General features: G+C 46.4%; 14 protein-coding genes. 5 read left to right on the top strand and 9 right to left on the bottom strand.

From position 1 onward, the window contains the following. The first annotated feature begins 524 nt into the window (after positions 1-524). The 3 genes from MRK00_08065 to MRK00_08055 all read left to right on the top strand — a co-directional run bounded on the left by MRK00_08065 (position 525) and on the right by MRK00_08055 (position 3,999). Positions 525-1,163: a hypothetical protein gene (locus MRK00_08065; protein MDR4517326.1), complete on the top strand. Its 639-nt coding sequence runs from the start codon at positions 525-527 to the stop codon at positions 1,161-1,163. Between the two features lie 320 nt (positions 1,164-1,483). Then, positions 1,484-2,695 (top strand): IS256 family transposase, encoded by a 1,212-nt coding sequence (locus tag MRK00_08060; GenBank protein ID MDR4517325.1) that lies wholly within the window; start codon positions 1,484-1,486, stop codon positions 2,693-2,695. A gap of 284 nt (positions 2,696-2,979) precedes the next feature. After that, the gene (locus tag MRK00_08055) at positions 2,980-3,999 is read left to right on the top strand and encodes a ribonuclease T (protein ID MDR4517324.1); all 1,020 of its coding nucleotides are present in this window, start codon (positions 2,980-2,982) and stop codon (positions 3,997-3,999) included. A 3-nt stretch (positions 4,000-4,002) separates the two neighbouring features. Here the strand turns inward: MRK00_08055 and MRK00_08050 are convergent, their stop codons facing one another. After that, positions 4,003-4,407: a hypothetical protein gene (locus tag MRK00_08050; protein MDR4517323.1), complete on the bottom strand. Its 405-nt coding sequence runs from the start codon at positions 4,405-4,407 to the stop codon at positions 4,003-4,005. A gap of 276 nt (positions 4,408-4,683) precedes the next feature. Between MRK00_08050 and MRK00_08045 the strand changes: the two genes are divergently transcribed. Further along, positions 4,684-5,664: an endonuclease/exonuclease/phosphatase family protein gene (locus MRK00_08045; protein MDR4517322.1), complete on the top strand. Its 981-nt coding sequence runs from the start codon at positions 4,684-4,686 to the stop codon at positions 5,662-5,664. 677 nt (positions 5,665-6,341) lie between these two features. Here MRK00_08045 and MRK00_08040 read toward each other — a convergent pair. From MRK00_08040 to atpD, 8 genes are read right to left on the bottom strand one after another with little or no spacing between them, the layout of a single operon-like run. Beyond that, positions 6,342-7,202, bottom strand: a complete 861-nt coding sequence (locus tag MRK00_08040; protein MDR4517321.1) for a F0F1 ATP synthase subunit gamma — start codon at positions 7,200-7,202, stop codon at positions 6,342-6,344. Then, complete coding sequence (locus tag MRK00_08035) at positions 7,186-8,679, bottom strand: F0F1 ATP synthase subunit alpha (protein MDR4517320.1); 1,494 nt, start codon at positions 8,677-8,679, stop codon at positions 7,186-7,188. Before MRK00_08035 ends, MRK00_08040 begins: the two co-directional genes overlap by 17 nt. Before the next feature lie 4 nt (positions 8,680-8,683). After that, positions 8,684-9,442, bottom strand: a complete 759-nt coding sequence (locus MRK00_08030) for a F0F1 ATP synthase subunit delta (GenBank protein MDR4517319.1) — start codon at positions 9,440-9,442, stop codon at positions 8,684-8,686. A 36-nt stretch (positions 9,443-9,478) separates the two neighbouring features. Next, on the bottom strand, positions 9,479-9,745 hold the full coding sequence (locus tag MRK00_08025; protein MDR4517318.1) for a F0F1 ATP synthase subunit C: 267 nt from the start codon (positions 9,743-9,745) through the stop codon (positions 9,479-9,481). Next, positions 9,742-10,413, bottom strand: coding sequence for a F0F1 ATP synthase subunit A (locus tag MRK00_08020; GenBank protein MDR4517317.1), 672 nt, complete (start codon positions 10,411-10,413; stop codon positions 9,742-9,744). Before MRK00_08020 ends, MRK00_08025 begins: the two co-directional genes overlap by 4 nt. Then, a complete protein-coding gene (locus MRK00_08015) occupies positions 10,413-10,685 on the bottom strand; it encodes an AtpZ/AtpI family protein (protein ID MDR4517316.1) in 273 nt (90 codons plus the stop codon). The genes MRK00_08020 and MRK00_08015 overlap by 1 nt, the downstream gene beginning before the upstream one ends. Before the next feature lie 24 nt (positions 10,686-10,709). After that, positions 10,710-11,117 (bottom strand): F0F1 ATP synthase subunit epsilon, encoded by a 408-nt coding sequence (locus MRK00_08010; GenBank protein MDR4517315.1) that lies wholly within the window; start codon positions 11,115-11,117, stop codon positions 10,710-10,712. Then, positions 11,114-12,502 (bottom strand): F0F1 ATP synthase subunit beta, encoded by a 1,389-nt coding sequence (gene atpD / locus MRK00_08005; protein ID MDR4517314.1) that lies wholly within the window; start codon positions 12,500-12,502, stop codon positions 11,114-11,116. The genes MRK00_08010 and atpD overlap by 4 nt, the downstream gene beginning before the upstream one ends. 163 nt (positions 12,503-12,665) lie before the next feature. On the opposite strand from atpD, the gene MRK00_08000 reads away from it, so the two are divergent. Then, a complete protein-coding gene (locus MRK00_08000) occupies positions 12,666-13,703 on the top strand; it encodes a folate-binding protein (protein ID MDR4517313.1) in 1,038 nt (345 codons plus the stop codon). The last annotated feature ends 5 nt before the right edge of the window (positions 13,704-13,708 follow it).

The raw sequence follows: 13,708 nt of genomic DNA, 5'->3' as shown, positions 1-13,708 counted from the left end.
GGGTTCGGTCTTGCACGCACAAATGGGTTCGGTCTTGCATTAATACATTCATAGATAATCGTCAGGCCTATATTAGTAGGCTATTATTCTAGACCTGAACACCCCACAGTACAACTGGATTGGTTGCCTGTTGCGAGCCAGGCAGAGAGGAGAATTTGAATGTTGTATTGCAAGACCCATTTTCCCTGCAAGCGCAGATAGGGGTCACAAGCGCAGATACGGATAGGGGTCACGTACGGATAGGGGTCACGTACGGATAGGGGTCAGGTCGCGAATCAAGAAAAATAAGGTATACTACAGCTCGTATCAAGACCACTCTGGAATTCTTTATTATGGACCCCTTCTTTCCTTCAGAAAAAAGACAATGGTTTGATTGTGACCGTTCTGGCATGGAGCATCAATACTGTTTTCTTCTGTATTGGTTTTATTGCTGCCTTTTCTTGGGGATTATTAAGAATCTTGCTCAAAGATAGATAACCGATCCAGCTATATAACTTCCAACTTTCTCGAGGTTTAAATTATCTATGTACTATAAACATCCCAGCACAACATTAAACAGGTTGTTTTCCAATCGTCCCTATCAAGGCACTGATCCCATGAAAGCCAAGTATCTGTTTATTGGCCTTGATGCAAATTATGCTGAAGATATTGATCAATCCGGAATATCACAAGAAATGTATGAATATCTTGATGACGATGTTTTATTTTGGGAAAAATACGGCGTGCACCATCCTTTCTTACTGGACAATTACAAAGGCGATGGCAAGTTCTATCACCGCAGTTTCGCAAAAATCGGCTTTACCAAAACGCATGCACCTGAAATTGCTTTTATAGAATTACTGCATTTACCAACGTATGGCAGGAGTAAACTCGTACCGTCCGATCTTGACGATCAACATCTGGCATGGCTGAATCGGGTTATCCTGGAAGGTGATTCAAAATATATCTTCATGCCTGCCAGTGTTGGCAATCTGATGCGCCGAACCGGACATTTCCCGTGGATAGCGGCCAAGCCTGATGCTACCGATAGCGAACTGAAGGTTTGGTTCACCGATGAAAACAAAACTGTCTTTTGGCATTATCACTTTTCAACTTACGGAAAATTTGCCGCCACCAAGGAAAAGCAGGCCGTCGCGATTCGAGGATTGATCAACGACGATTGATTAACTGGGATAATCGCAAGAATGAAGGAAATCGTGATTTTCCTAATGATAGTTGGACGCGCCTGGATTCAATCAAAGCAAGTAAATAGAAACAGCAGGACCACTTAGTAGTAAATTGCCTTAAAATATGAATAAGAGGTTTTAACAGCAATTATTGAGCAGCTACATGAGTAGCAAGCAATTTTTAGAAACAATTAAACCACTAATTCAATAGCTCCCAGACATTATTAAAACTGACGTTCTGTAACTTGTAATTACGATTTGGGAGTATTAGAAATTCTGTGTCATTCCTTTAGTATTAAATTTTATAGGAGTGACGAATGAACAAGACTACAGTGCAATTTGATTTTGAAGAAGCCTTGGAATCCTTGAAAGCGGGGCGGAATTTGAATGGAAAAGATGGCATATTAACGCCATTGATCAAACAACTCACTGAAGCTGCATTGGCGGCGGAACTTGAACAGCATATCAAATCCGGGGATGAACAGAACCGGAAGAATGGCACGACGCCAAAGACTGTAAAATCAGCATCAGGTAGTTTTCAACTGGAAACACCCAGAGACCGCAACGGTACATTTGAACCTCAGTTGGTTAAAAAGCATCAGACTCATCTTACCGATGAAATCGAACGCAAAATTCTATCGTTATTTGCGTTGGGCTCCAGCTATCAGGATATCTCTGGGCATATTGCCGAGATATACGGCATTGACGTTTCATCGGCGACGATCAGTGCAGTCACTGACAAGCTTATTCCGGAGCTTAGGGAATGGCAGCAACGGCCATTGGATAGTCACTATCCGTTCGTGTGGCTGGATGCCATACATCACAAAGTGAAAGACGATGGCCGGTATGTCAGCAAGGCAGTTTATACCGTACTTGGCTTAAACATTGAAGGAAGGAAGGAAGTGCTGGGGTTGTATGTTTCGGAAAGCGAAGGCGCCCGATTCTGGCTTTCCGTACTGACAGACCTGAATAATCGTGGCGTACAGGATATCCTCATTGCCGCCGTTGACGGACTCGTGGGTTTTCCTGAGGCAATCAACAGTATTTTTCCAGAAACCGAGGTTCAGTTATGCATTATTCATCAAATCCGCAATTCGATGAAATATGTGGCGTCAAAAAATCAAAAAGCATTCATGGCTGACCTGAAACCGGTATACAAAGCGCCGACCATTGATGCAGCTGAAGATGCGCTTGATGCATTGGAAGCCAAATGGGGAAAACAGTATCCCATCGTGATTCAATCCTGGCGCAACAAATGGGAAAATTTATCGGTATACTTCAAATATCCTGAACCGATACGCCGTGTGATTTATACAACCAACACCATTGAGGCCGTACATCGCCAATTTCGCAAACTGACAAAAACCAAAGGTGGATTTCCGAATGAAAACAGTCTGTTGAAATTATTGTATGTTGGTATCAAAAACGCCAGCAAAAAATGGACAATGCCAATACTAAACTGGAATTTGACATTATCCCAGCTTGCGATATATTTTGAGGGGCGTTTGGATGCGGCGCTGGATTTATGAATTTAATACAGATTTTTATGTCACCGCTGAAACTGGTTAGCGTATCGACACGAATTGTGTCGATCGGTCACCGGTTTCAGTGGTCAACAAGCGAAGCGCGTTAGGTGATTGGCAAACTGACACAGAATTTTGAACACCCTCTACGATTTACGGAACGAATAACCTGAGTACAGTCTTTTTCCGGTTCAACTTATAAGAAATGATCTTCGGCAACTTAACCGTGACCGGTTTTATCGCTATAATCTGTTGTCAATTTCTGATCTTTATGTCATCAAGGGGGCGTTATGATTAAGAAAATTCAGTTTGTCACGGTTTTGCTTGTGCTTTTTGCTTTATCAAATAGCCTGCTGGCCAGTGCCCCTGCGAGCGGCACATTGACCGCAACGCAATCATGTGAAGCGTTTGTTTCAAAAAACAAAAGAACAAATCCCGGAGATGTCCAACTGAGTATTGGACAGACATACGCAATCATTGAAGTCAATAAAGCCAATGCTCCATCCTGGTACCGGTTGACGATTCCCGATGCGCAGCCGCATGAACGCTGGGTGGCGGAAAATTGCGGCCAGATTGATGTCAAGATTGGCGACGGGCCAGGTGGCGGCGGTTCGTCTGGAAACAGGCAATGCAATACCGCCGGACTGGAAGACAGCTATGTACTGGCTTTAAGTTGGCAACCGGCGTTTTGTGAAACCAGCAGCGGTCGAAACAAGCCGGAATGCCAGATCGATGACAAGACGACGTATCAGGCCGGCAACTTTACTTTGCATGGACTGTGGCCGAACAGACAGGAATGCGGTACAGAATATGGCTATTGCGGGGAAGTAAAAAACAATCCAGGCCATTTCTGTGATTATCCGCAATTACAGCTTTTTACCGATGTCCGGAAAAATCTGGAACAGGTCATGCCAAGTGCTGCCGCGGGCTCCTGCCTGCAGCGTCATGAATGGTTTAAACATGGTACGTGTCAGACCAATTTGACCATAGATGAATACTTTGAAGTGGCGGTTAACATGACCCGGCAATTCAATGCATCGGGTATTGGTTACTTTATGTCCCGTCATATCGGTGAGACGGTAACAGAAGCTGCATTCATTGCGCGTATCGACTGTGCGTTAGGACAGGATACGCATAAAAGCATTGAACTGAAGTGTCAAGGCGATAATCTGGTTGATGTGTATATTCATCTGACGGATGTGCCGGATAACAAAGCGGATCTGGAGACGTTAATGAATAGGGAAAATCGCGCATTTAAATCTAACTGCGGTGGAGAATTTACTGTTGATCCCATTGGATTCGCACATTAGCAATTATTCATTACCGCAGGCTGTTTTCCATTCGATTTCATCAATGCTTCCGGGTTGAATTTCTTCCCATTGCTGCGGTTGGCTATAGGCGCGGACAAGTTCGCCTTGTCCCATGTTCCAACTGTATTGCTTAAACGCCAACAATTTGACATGTTTGGTCCGGCAGTCAAATTTGCGCCGAACTTTCTCTGAAAGAAAATAAATGCCTGTATCTTCCTGTTCAATTTTATAATCCAGCAGAGCCCATATCTTTACCTCGTCATTTGTCCCACTCTTAGTCGCTAAGTCTGCGTAAACCGCATAACCGCCGTTCTTGTCGCTTTCACTGACCAGGATCCATCCAGCCATTGTCATCGTGGCGTCAGCACTTAAGAACAGCAACGATAAAGTCAATATTAGTTTTTTCATCATGTTTCTTTGCCATTTTGTCAGATATGGCGTATCTATGTGTTGTAAGAAAAGAAATGCCATTGCGGTGTATCAGTATATCCGTCCCGGACGGCAAAACACAATTTGTTGGTTTTCTGGCTATTCAGTCAGGCAACATCCAATCGAATGTTTCCAGAACGGATTGAGTGCGATAAACTGGCTTTTAAATTGGCCTTTAACAATAGCATTTCGAAATTAGATACCCTGCAGTTTTTTAAAATGTACGCTTTTTACTGACTGACAAGGAGGTAAAGTATGAGAAATCTATACGTTATCCTGATCGCAGGCATTCTGTTTTTGTCGGGTTGTTCAAGTATTCCTTCAGGTAATGACGGGGATGTGCAGCTTGCGCAGTGTGATGATGTTGTAGATCGGGGACATCTGAATATTTTATCCATCAATCTGTTATTTTCTGAAACTCAGACACGTGATCAGCGATTGGATGCGATCGCCGGGTTTGTATCGGATGTTCCGGTAGATGTTATCCTGCTTCAGGAAGTTGCCAGCGGTGTTTTGGTAGGTACTGCCAACACTGCGTTTGATCTGCAGGGAAAATTACGTGACCGTGGGTACGGATACGATCTGCAAACCGCATTTGAAACCGGTTTGCCCGGACTTCTGGGGGTAGCGAATGCAGTTTTAACCCGCTGTGAAGTTGATTTCAAGATGGTAAAACGGTTGCCCAAGGCTTCCGAACTTGAATTTAAAAATCATGATATCAAGTTGCCAAGAAACGTGATGATGACCCGTTTAAACATTCCCGGTTTCGGCAAGATCAATGTTTACAATACGCATTTGTGCGCCAAGTGCAGTGCTGAGGAACTTGACGCGCAGCTAGAGACATTATTGACGTTTGTCGTTGAAGCGGAATCATTTTATCCTCAAAACAATCCGGTTATTCTGGGGGGTGATTTTAATATCGACCGGTTCCGGGTTGATCCTTTTGCGGAAGGAGTTTTCTATGACAAAATCACAGATGCCGGTTTTACCGATGCCTATGCTGTCGGACGTTCTCTGGAGAATTTGTGCTCAAATCCGGCGGCAGCTGACCAGCATTGTACAGTCGGCGTTTCCACACTGGATGCGGGTGACTCGGCAAGACGGATTGATTATATCTTTGTTAAAGATATCAGTGGTTTGACTGAGAGTCGTGTGGTCTTCAATAATCTTGTTGACGAGAATCAGGTTGGTGTTTCCGATCATGCGGGTGTTTTCGTTTCGATAAGATTGCCATAAAAATCCTGTTGGTTTCAGTAGGCAAAATCGGCAAAGGCTGGTTTGCTGTGGTGCATACCGCCGTCATGTACGTCGGTACGATTCTTTTTCCCCCAACCCTGGTATAAAGTGTCAACCACATTCTCCTAAATGTTAGTTGGTTTTGGTGTGATCTGACAGACCTTATGGATAGCGGAAAGCTTTATTAATTTAGGGTGCATTTAAGTCATGACAAGTTCGCTATTTCATGAAGTCCGTCAGGTCACTCAAATCTGACACAGCTCATTTGGATTTATACCCGTACATAAAACACGCCCTTCCGTGCGCATCATTGCAGAACAGGTGTTTGCGTGATATCTGTAAATTAATTTTTTGCGTTATTCGATATGGCTGAATTATGAGTCAATTTACTTTTATCCTTTAGGCGACGCTACTGTCTTCGAAAGATCGTTCCTGAAAAATAGCAGCATGACGGATAGATAAGCGAGCATGCCGATAACAATCAGTTGAAATCAGTACACAACTTCTCCTGATACGCCGAATACGAATTGACTCGGATAGATTACACAAACACATGAAAATACCCGAAATAAAAGGTCTGAGGATCGCTTTAGGCAATCGGCATAACAGTGCCGACAATCTTTAAATTGATGACGCATACTCTCGGCTGGCCGATGCGCCATACGCGAATTGCGTTGTCATAGGCGAAGTGTCGACTCCCCGGTATTCGATAGTGCTTCGGCGCTTAGAAGAATAACTTCGATTTCTTCAATTATTTCTTCCTGACGCACTCTGTTAAAGTGCTGATGTAATTGCGCATCGTTTTTTTCCAGGCGGCGAATGGCGTTTTCCATATGTTCCAGCCGCATATGATTTTCCATCATTAATGATGTATAAAAAACCTGGTGCAATGCAGCATAAAGATAGTGGTCAGTTAATTGCGCCAGAAACTGTACCGGTTCTACATTCAGCATAGGCGGATAGGCAAAATCGGATTTCTTCTGCGGCGGCGCAAGCGGCAGCAATTGCCTCAGATTTACAGTTTCTTTTTCATAATCATGATAAACAGCGCTGATTTGACCGATCTTTTCAAGCGTCAAATGTTGATGTAACTGATTGAGAATCTCTGCCAAATGCAATAACGTGACCTGAATTTCATCGGCAACGCCATGTCCGTTGATACAGGCCACAACACGCTGATCACCCTGAAACTTGTCATGTAACCGGCTGCCGACAATCAGAAGCAGTGTGTTTTCCTGTTGTTCGCGGGTTTGCACAAATTCAAATAATGCTTTGTTAAAGTCGCCGCAAAAACCACGCTCAGATCCGATAACAATCCACAGTTGCTGCAACGCTGCCGGCGATGTTTGCGGATGCGGATGAAAGCTTAAAAAATCCTGCGACACCGATTCAATACTGGAAACAACACGCTGTTGCGTGGACAGAAAAACATCGAGCTTGCGTATTTCCAGTAGCGCCAGGTTTTTCATGGCGTTCAGGATGCCTTTTATTTCATCCAGCGTAGTGATTCGCTTTTTTATTTCATGCCGCTTGCTCATCGCTTTGCTGTTTTAACCAGGCATTGACCAGTCTTTTCCATTGATCGCGTCCTTCATCAATATTCAAATCGGCATTGGCTACCTGTTCTTGCAAGTGCGCCAAAAGTGTTTTGATCTGTTCCAGTTCCACCGTATCGAATAACCCTTCGTTATAGGCCACCAACCAGGCCATCTGAAATTCGATCGTAACGGGGGATAACGATTCCTGTTTGAGTATTTCCCGTAAAATTTTTCCGCGGCGTATCCGTGCTTCCATGCTTTTATCCAGTTTTGATCCAAAACGTGTAAACACTTCGAGCTCAAGAAACTGCAGGTAATCGAGTTTCATACGTCCGGCTTCTTTTTTGATGGCTGGGTGTTGCGCTTTGCCGCCGATACGGGAAACTGAGCGGGTTACATCAATCGCGGGCAAAAAACCGCGCACAAAAAGCTGGTGATCCACATAGATTTGACCATCGGTAATCGAAATCAGATTGGTTGGAATATAAGCGGCGATTTCCCCCTGCTCTGTTTCTATAATGGGCAGTGCCGTCATACTACCGCCGCCTTGACGGGTGGAAAGATGTGTGGAGCGTTCCAACAGACGCGAGTGCAGATAAAAAATATCGCCGGGATAAGCTTCACGACCCGGGGGCCTGCGCAGCAGGAGTGATAACTCGCGGTAGCTGCGCGCGTGCGTGCTTAAGTCGTCGTATACAATCAGGGTATCACGGCCTTGGGCCATCCAGGCTTCGGCGACGGCACATCCTGCAAATGGCGCCAGATATTTAAGGCCTGGCATCGCGCTTGCTTCCGCCACAACCAGAACTGTATAGTCCAGCGCCCCCGCGCGGCGTAACGTTTCTACTGTGTAAACAACAGCAGAACGTTTCTGGCCTATCAAGACATAAATACAGTTAACTGCTTTTCCCCGCTGGTTAATCACCGTATCGATTGCAAGCGTGCTTTTTCCACACCCATTATCGCCGATTATCAACTGCCGCTGACCTTTGCCAATCGGGATCAGTGCATCGATAATTTTGTTGCCGGTATAAACCGGTTGCGAAACAAAATCGCGTGCGATGATAGGTGGCGAATGCATATCCAGCAAACGGAATGTGTCGTAAGACAATGAGCCTGCACCATCCAGCGGCCTTCCCAGAGGATCGATGACGCGTCCGAGCAGCACATCGCCGGTACCGATATGCAGGCGGTTGCCAGTCAGGAAAACGGATGTGCCCGCAGTGAGTTGTGCGGTCTGTTCCAACAGTATTGCACCCACACGGTCACGTCCCAAGTGGAAAACTTGCGCCCTGCTGCCATCTTCCAGATGAACCATTTCGTCCATACAGGCCGACGGCAAGCCACTAATCCAGGCGATGCCGTCACCGACTGAAATGACCGTGCCCTGCTCAGACATGCGCAGCCGATATTGATAACGGGATAACCGGGCTGCCTGTTTGCGCAATGGCGAATCGGGTGGTAAAACGGTTGTCATGACATTATTCTTCTTGTTCTGCCTGTGCCAGAGGTTTGCTGAAGAATTTTAGTTCGTCGCGTAAATTGGCATGCAAGACCCACGGACCGATGGTCATATGAATTCCGGCCAATAATGTCTCATCACATTGAAATTCAATCGCTGTTTTCTTATTGACCAGCCCGGACAACGCATCGGACAACGCTTCCCGGTGCCTATCGGCTAAAGGAAACGCACTTTGCACGATAATCTGTGCGGCTGGTGCGGCGGCAGCCTCGGCGATTGCGCGTTTGTCTGCTTCGTTCAGACTGGACAAGTCCTCAATTAGAAGCTCAAACAAATGTGTTTCCAGTTCGGGGGTCGCCACCCGGGTCAACAGTTTGCTGGCAAATGCGACACCCTGCGCGATGGCTTTTTCCTCAATCATTTTTTCATAATCACATCGACAGCGTTCATCCAGAATTCGGCGCCGCTCGGTTTCCTCGTCAATTTTTTGCGTGATTTCCGCCAGTTTGCGTTCGCGTAACTCGGCCAGTTCAGCCGCCAACTGCGCATGGGCAGTTTCTTTTTCATTTTCCCACTCGACCAGAAACTGTTCGTTTTTTTGTTTAAGCGCTTTGGCTTCTTCCTCGATGCGTTTGGCATCCGCTAAGGCCTGATCGATACCAGTACGGCGCTCGTCGATAATGTCCAATACTGGTTGATACAAAAACCGCTTTAAGATCCAGATAAGGATCAGAAAATTGATAATCTCAAGTAGAAAGGTGGTCCAGTCGAAATCCACGCGCCGTTTCCGTTTAGTGATCGATGTTAATCATTCTTATTGAACGAGATATTCCATCAAGGGATTGCGGAACAAGATAATCAATACAATGACAAGCACATAAATAGCCAGCGATTCAATCATGGCCAGACCGATAAATAACGTGCGCATGACTGATTTTTCCGCCTCGGGCTGACGCGCCAGTGCGTCAAGCGCCTGACTGATTGCGCGTCCCATGGCCAGCGCCGGAAACATCATGCCGATTGCGACAGCCAGCGCAGCGCATACAGTCGATAAAATTGTAAACCAGGTCATGTCGCTCATAGCTGTTTTCCTTTTTCACTTTGCTGAGATTGCATCGCGCCAGCAACATAAATCAATGCTAGCATTCCGAAAATATATGCCTGAACCAATGCTTCAACGATATGCAGCATCAATAAAGGTATTGGCACCAGTAAGCCTGCCACCAGTAAAACCAACAACGCCACCAGTTCCAGACTCATGATATTACCAAACAGACGCACAGCCAGAGCAATTGTTCTTGTTACTTCGCTGATCAAATGAAATGGCAGTAACAGTGGTGTTGGGCTCAGGTAATGCTTAAAGTAACGCATGCCACTCTGGCGTATACCAAACCAGTGTACGGATAAAAAAACCAGAATGGCCAGACCCGCAGTCACTGACAGATTTCCCGTCGGCGAATGCAATTGTGGGATCAGACCGGTCAGATTGGCAATTACAATATAAATCCAGAGTGTGGCGATAAAAGGCAAGAGTTGTCGCGCCTGTCCGGGCAACACCGCCGCTATGCCGGCTTCCATGGTTGAGATAATGCCTTCCAGTGCTGTTTGCAGCGGACCAGGTTTCAGGGACAGGCTACGCGTTACAAACCAGCTCAATACGCCCAACACCAGCATAATTCCCCACGTGGTAATTACAAGGGTGGTGATTCCTATTGAGCCGATATAAAATACAATGGTATTTTCTTCCATTAGTCATGCTCCCGCACGAACAGATAGACATTGATAAAGCCTATAACGAGGCCCACAATCAGCAAACCGATAGTCCAGTGTATCGAATAGTCGTCAGTCTGGTCGTCCAGCCAGTTACCCAGATATAAGCCCGCGATAACCGGTAAAACAAACAGCAGCGAAAGCGTTCCCATAAATATCGATTGCGCAAGCAGTGTAGAACGCTCCGCTTCAGCTTTCCGCATGCGTTTAATTTGTTTTTCAACAGACTTGCGTAACTGCTTATCATCCATTACAGTCTCCATCGCAGATAACTGTTATAAGTGAATCCCGCTTCTCTGCATCTGCCACAATCGACGAAACATTTCCTGCTCCAAATGACTCAGGCTTTCTTTGATTTCTCGCAATGACTCCTCTTCCGTCAGCAATTGCTGCATTAATCCAGTGCTGATTCGCTGATAATCGCTGTCACAAAGAAAACGGCGTGAACTGATATACAGATTGTTATTCAGAAAATAAAGGATACCGCCGGGAAATGCAAGATAATACCAATCGCCGCTTTGTATTTGATAACGCGCCAGACCATAATTGAGCGCAGTCATCATACGTGCATGTCCGGCAAGAATTCCAAAACTGCCTGAAGAATCCGCACCGATGAAGCTGGTTACATGCTCAACCGGAATATATTGTGTCGCACTTTGCATGTGTAATGTAAATGTTTTCATACCACTGCATCCATGGTGCCGCGCATATAACAGCGTTCTTCCGGCACGGAATCGTAATCCCCCCGCAAGAATGCTTCGCAATCCGCCAATGTCTGCTCAAGTTTAACCGAAACGCCTTGAATACCGCTATGGGAACTCATGACATGAAATGGTTGCGTCAGATAACGTTGCAGTTTCCGCGCCCGCATGACAATGCGCTGATCTTTTTCCGATAAAGCTTCCATTCCCAACATGGCAATCATATCCTCAAGCTCCTGATAACGCGCCAAGTGCTCGCGCACGCGTTCCGCCACGCCATAGTGCCGATCGCCGAGAAACACGCGATCCATCATTTTGCTGGAAGATTGCAGCGGATCGACGGTTGGGTAAATGCCCTTGGCGGCCTGCGTACGCGAGAGAATTACGGTGGTGTCGAGATGGGACAAAATTGTGCTGACAGCCGGATCAGTCATGTCATCCGCAGGGACATAAACGGCCTCCACGGCAGTGATATTGCCACTGCGGGTGGAGATAATACGTTCCTGTAATTCAGCAACTTCGCTCATCAGCGTGGGTTGATAACCGACTGTTGCCGGCATGCGCCCAAGCAATCCCGAGATCTCACTTCCAGCCTGCACAAAACGAAAAACATTGTCCATGAGCAGCAAAACTTCTTTATGCATGGAATCCCGCAGATACTCGGCATACGTCAATGCGGACAACCCAACTCGAAACCGCACGCCCGGCGATTCATCCATTTGTCCATACAGCATTAATGTTTGCGGCATCACGCCCGCTTCACGCATTTCGTGCCAGAGTTCATGGCCTTCACGGATGCGTTCGCCGACACCGGCAAAAACAGAAACCCCCTGATGAAGATGGACGATTGCATGCATGAATTCCATAATCAATACGGTTTTGCCGACGCCTGCGCCGCCAAACAAACCTGTCTTGCCGCCTTTGATAAACGGACATAACAAATCAATGACCTTGATTCCGGATTCAAGAATACCCGTTGCAGGCACGGTTTCAGAAAGCTGGGCTGGCGGCGCTATAATGTTGCGCATTTCTGTTGTTTCAAGTGGGAGCTGGCCATCAAGCGGCGCGCCAAACATGTCCAGCATCCGGTTGAGGCAATCCGGTGTGACCGGAATTCGTAGCGGCCCGCCGCTATCAAACATGGTTATCCCGCGTTTTAGCCCACCCGTCGAATGCAACGCGATTGCGCGTACCCGTTTTGCGTCTAAGTGACGGTATACTTCAAACAAATAGTTCTGATGATCTACGGTGCAGAACAATGCCTGGTGCAACGGCGGCAAACGGTCGCATATCACATCGACTACGGGTCCGTGAATTTCTTCAATCAGGCCAATCGGGTCATTCGCGGACGCAATTGCGTGCACCATTTGTTCCATGAAGTGAGTTTCCTCAATAGTGGGCTGTAAAACCGGGTTATACCTTAAACGAATTGCCGCATGTAAACAAGATGCCAGGATTGCGCTGCCTGATATTTTTCTTCAAGCGGGATATCGTATAATTAATGGTTATAACTAATTCTTGCTTAATATGATGCTTGAAAGCTGGCGTACTTTTTTACAAGATTCTAATGCTGTGATTGAAAACGATCAGGTTGTTCATTTTGATAACCGCTTGGCGGAATTAAAACAGGTACAAAATGGAACGATACTGGTTGATTTGTCTCATTATGGGCTGCTGCGTTTCTCAGGGGTAGATGTGCAAACGTTTCTGCAGAACCAGTTAAGTTGCGATGTCAGAGAAGTGACCGAAAACCAGGGGCAATATGGCAGCTATTGCACACCCAAAGGACGGGTGCTGGCCAGTTTCATTCTGTGGCAAAAAGATGATGCGTGGATAATGCAGTTACCGGCCAGTCTGTGTGCGGGCATGCAAAAAAAGCTGTCCATGTTTATTTTGCGCGCTAAAGTTAACATTACTGACAGCAGCAATCAATGGGTACGCATGGGTATAGCCGGTAAAGAAGCCTGCCAACGCCTGCAGGAAGTCCTGGAAATTTCACCCGAAGAATGCGCCCAATTGCGCATGATACATACTTCGGACGCCAGTATTCTTTGCCATGCGCCTGACCGGCTGGAGCTTATCGCCATAGAGGCATCTGCGCATAAAATATGGCAATTGTTAAGCAAAAATGCTTGTCCTGCCGGAGCCGGCTGCTGGAACTGGCTGGAAATAAACGCGGGCATACCGGCTATTACGGTTGAGACCCAGGAACAGTTTTTGCCACAGATGATTAATCTGGATCTGATCGGTGGCGTCAGTTTTAAAAAAGGATGTTATCCGGGGCAGGAAATCGTTGCGCGCACCCAGCATCTCGGTCAACTCAAGCGCAGAATGTATCTGGCGAATATTGGGACAAATGATCCGGTATCGGCTGGCGATGACATATTTGGCACAGATGCCGAAAATCAGTCTTGCGGTAAAATCGTCAATGCTGCAGCATCGCCGGATGGCGGATTTGATGTGCTTGCTGTCATTCAAATCAGCAGTGTTGACGCTGGAAAATTGTACCTGAAATATCCCGATGGGCCCGAATTGCATATCCGCAGATTGCCTTATTCGCCGAAATAGCGGAT

Source organism: Nitrosomonas sp., from assembly GCA_031316255.1.
In the GTDB taxonomy this organism is placed as follows: Bacteria; Pseudomonadota; Gammaproteobacteria; order Burkholderiales; family Nitrosomonadaceae; genus Nitrosomonas.
Note: the sequence above shows the minus strand (reverse complement) of the source record. Positions and strands in the feature narration are given on the sequence as shown.

Bases quoted from the DNA above. Each gene is read 5' to 3' on its own strand.
- MRK00_08050 (MDR4517323.1), bottom strand. From the start codon at position 4,407: ATGAAAAAACTAATATTGACTTTATCGTTGCTGTTCTTAAGTGCTGAC.
- atpD (MDR4517314.1), bottom strand. From the start codon at position 12,502: ATGGTGCACGCAATTGCGTCCGCGAATGACCCGATTGGCCTGATTGAA.
- MRK00_08055 (MDR4517324.1), top strand. From the start codon at position 2,980: ATGATTAAGAAAATTCAGTTTGTCACGGTTTTGCTTGTGCTTTTTGCT.
- MRK00_08065 (MDR4517326.1), top strand. From the start codon at position 525: ATGTACTATAAACATCCCAGCACAACATTAAACAGGTTGTTTTCCAAT.
- MRK00_08035 (MDR4517320.1), bottom strand. From the start codon at position 8,679: ATGACAACCGTTTTACCACCCGATTCGCCATTGCGCAAACAGGCAGCC.
- MRK00_08015 (MDR4517316.1), bottom strand. From the start codon at position 10,685: ATGGATGATAAGCAGTTACGCAAGTCTGTTGAAAAACAAATTAAACGC.
- MRK00_08045 (MDR4517322.1), top strand. From the start codon at position 4,684: ATGAGAAATCTATACGTTATCCTGATCGCAGGCATTCTGTTTTTGTCG.
- MRK00_08060 (MDR4517325.1), top strand. From the start codon at position 1,484: ATGAACAAGACTACAGTGCAATTTGATTTTGAAGAAGCCTTGGAATCC.
- MRK00_08020 (MDR4517317.1), bottom strand. From the start codon at position 10,413: ATGGAAGAAAATACCATTGTATTTTATATCGGCTCAATAGGAATCACC.
- MRK00_08025 (MDR4517318.1), bottom strand. From the start codon at position 9,745: ATGAGCGACATGACCTGGTTTACAATTTTATCGACTGTATGCGCTGCG.
- MRK00_08040 (MDR4517321.1), bottom strand. From the start codon at position 7,202: ATGAGCAAGCGGCATGAAATAAAAAAGCGAATCACTACGCTGGATGAA.
- MRK00_08010 (MDR4517315.1), bottom strand. From the start codon at position 11,117: ATGAAAACATTTACATTACACATGCAAAGTGCGACACAATATATTCCG.
- MRK00_08000 (MDR4517313.1), top strand. From the start codon at position 12,666: ATGCTTGAAAGCTGGCGTACTTTTTTACAAGATTCTAATGCTGTGATT.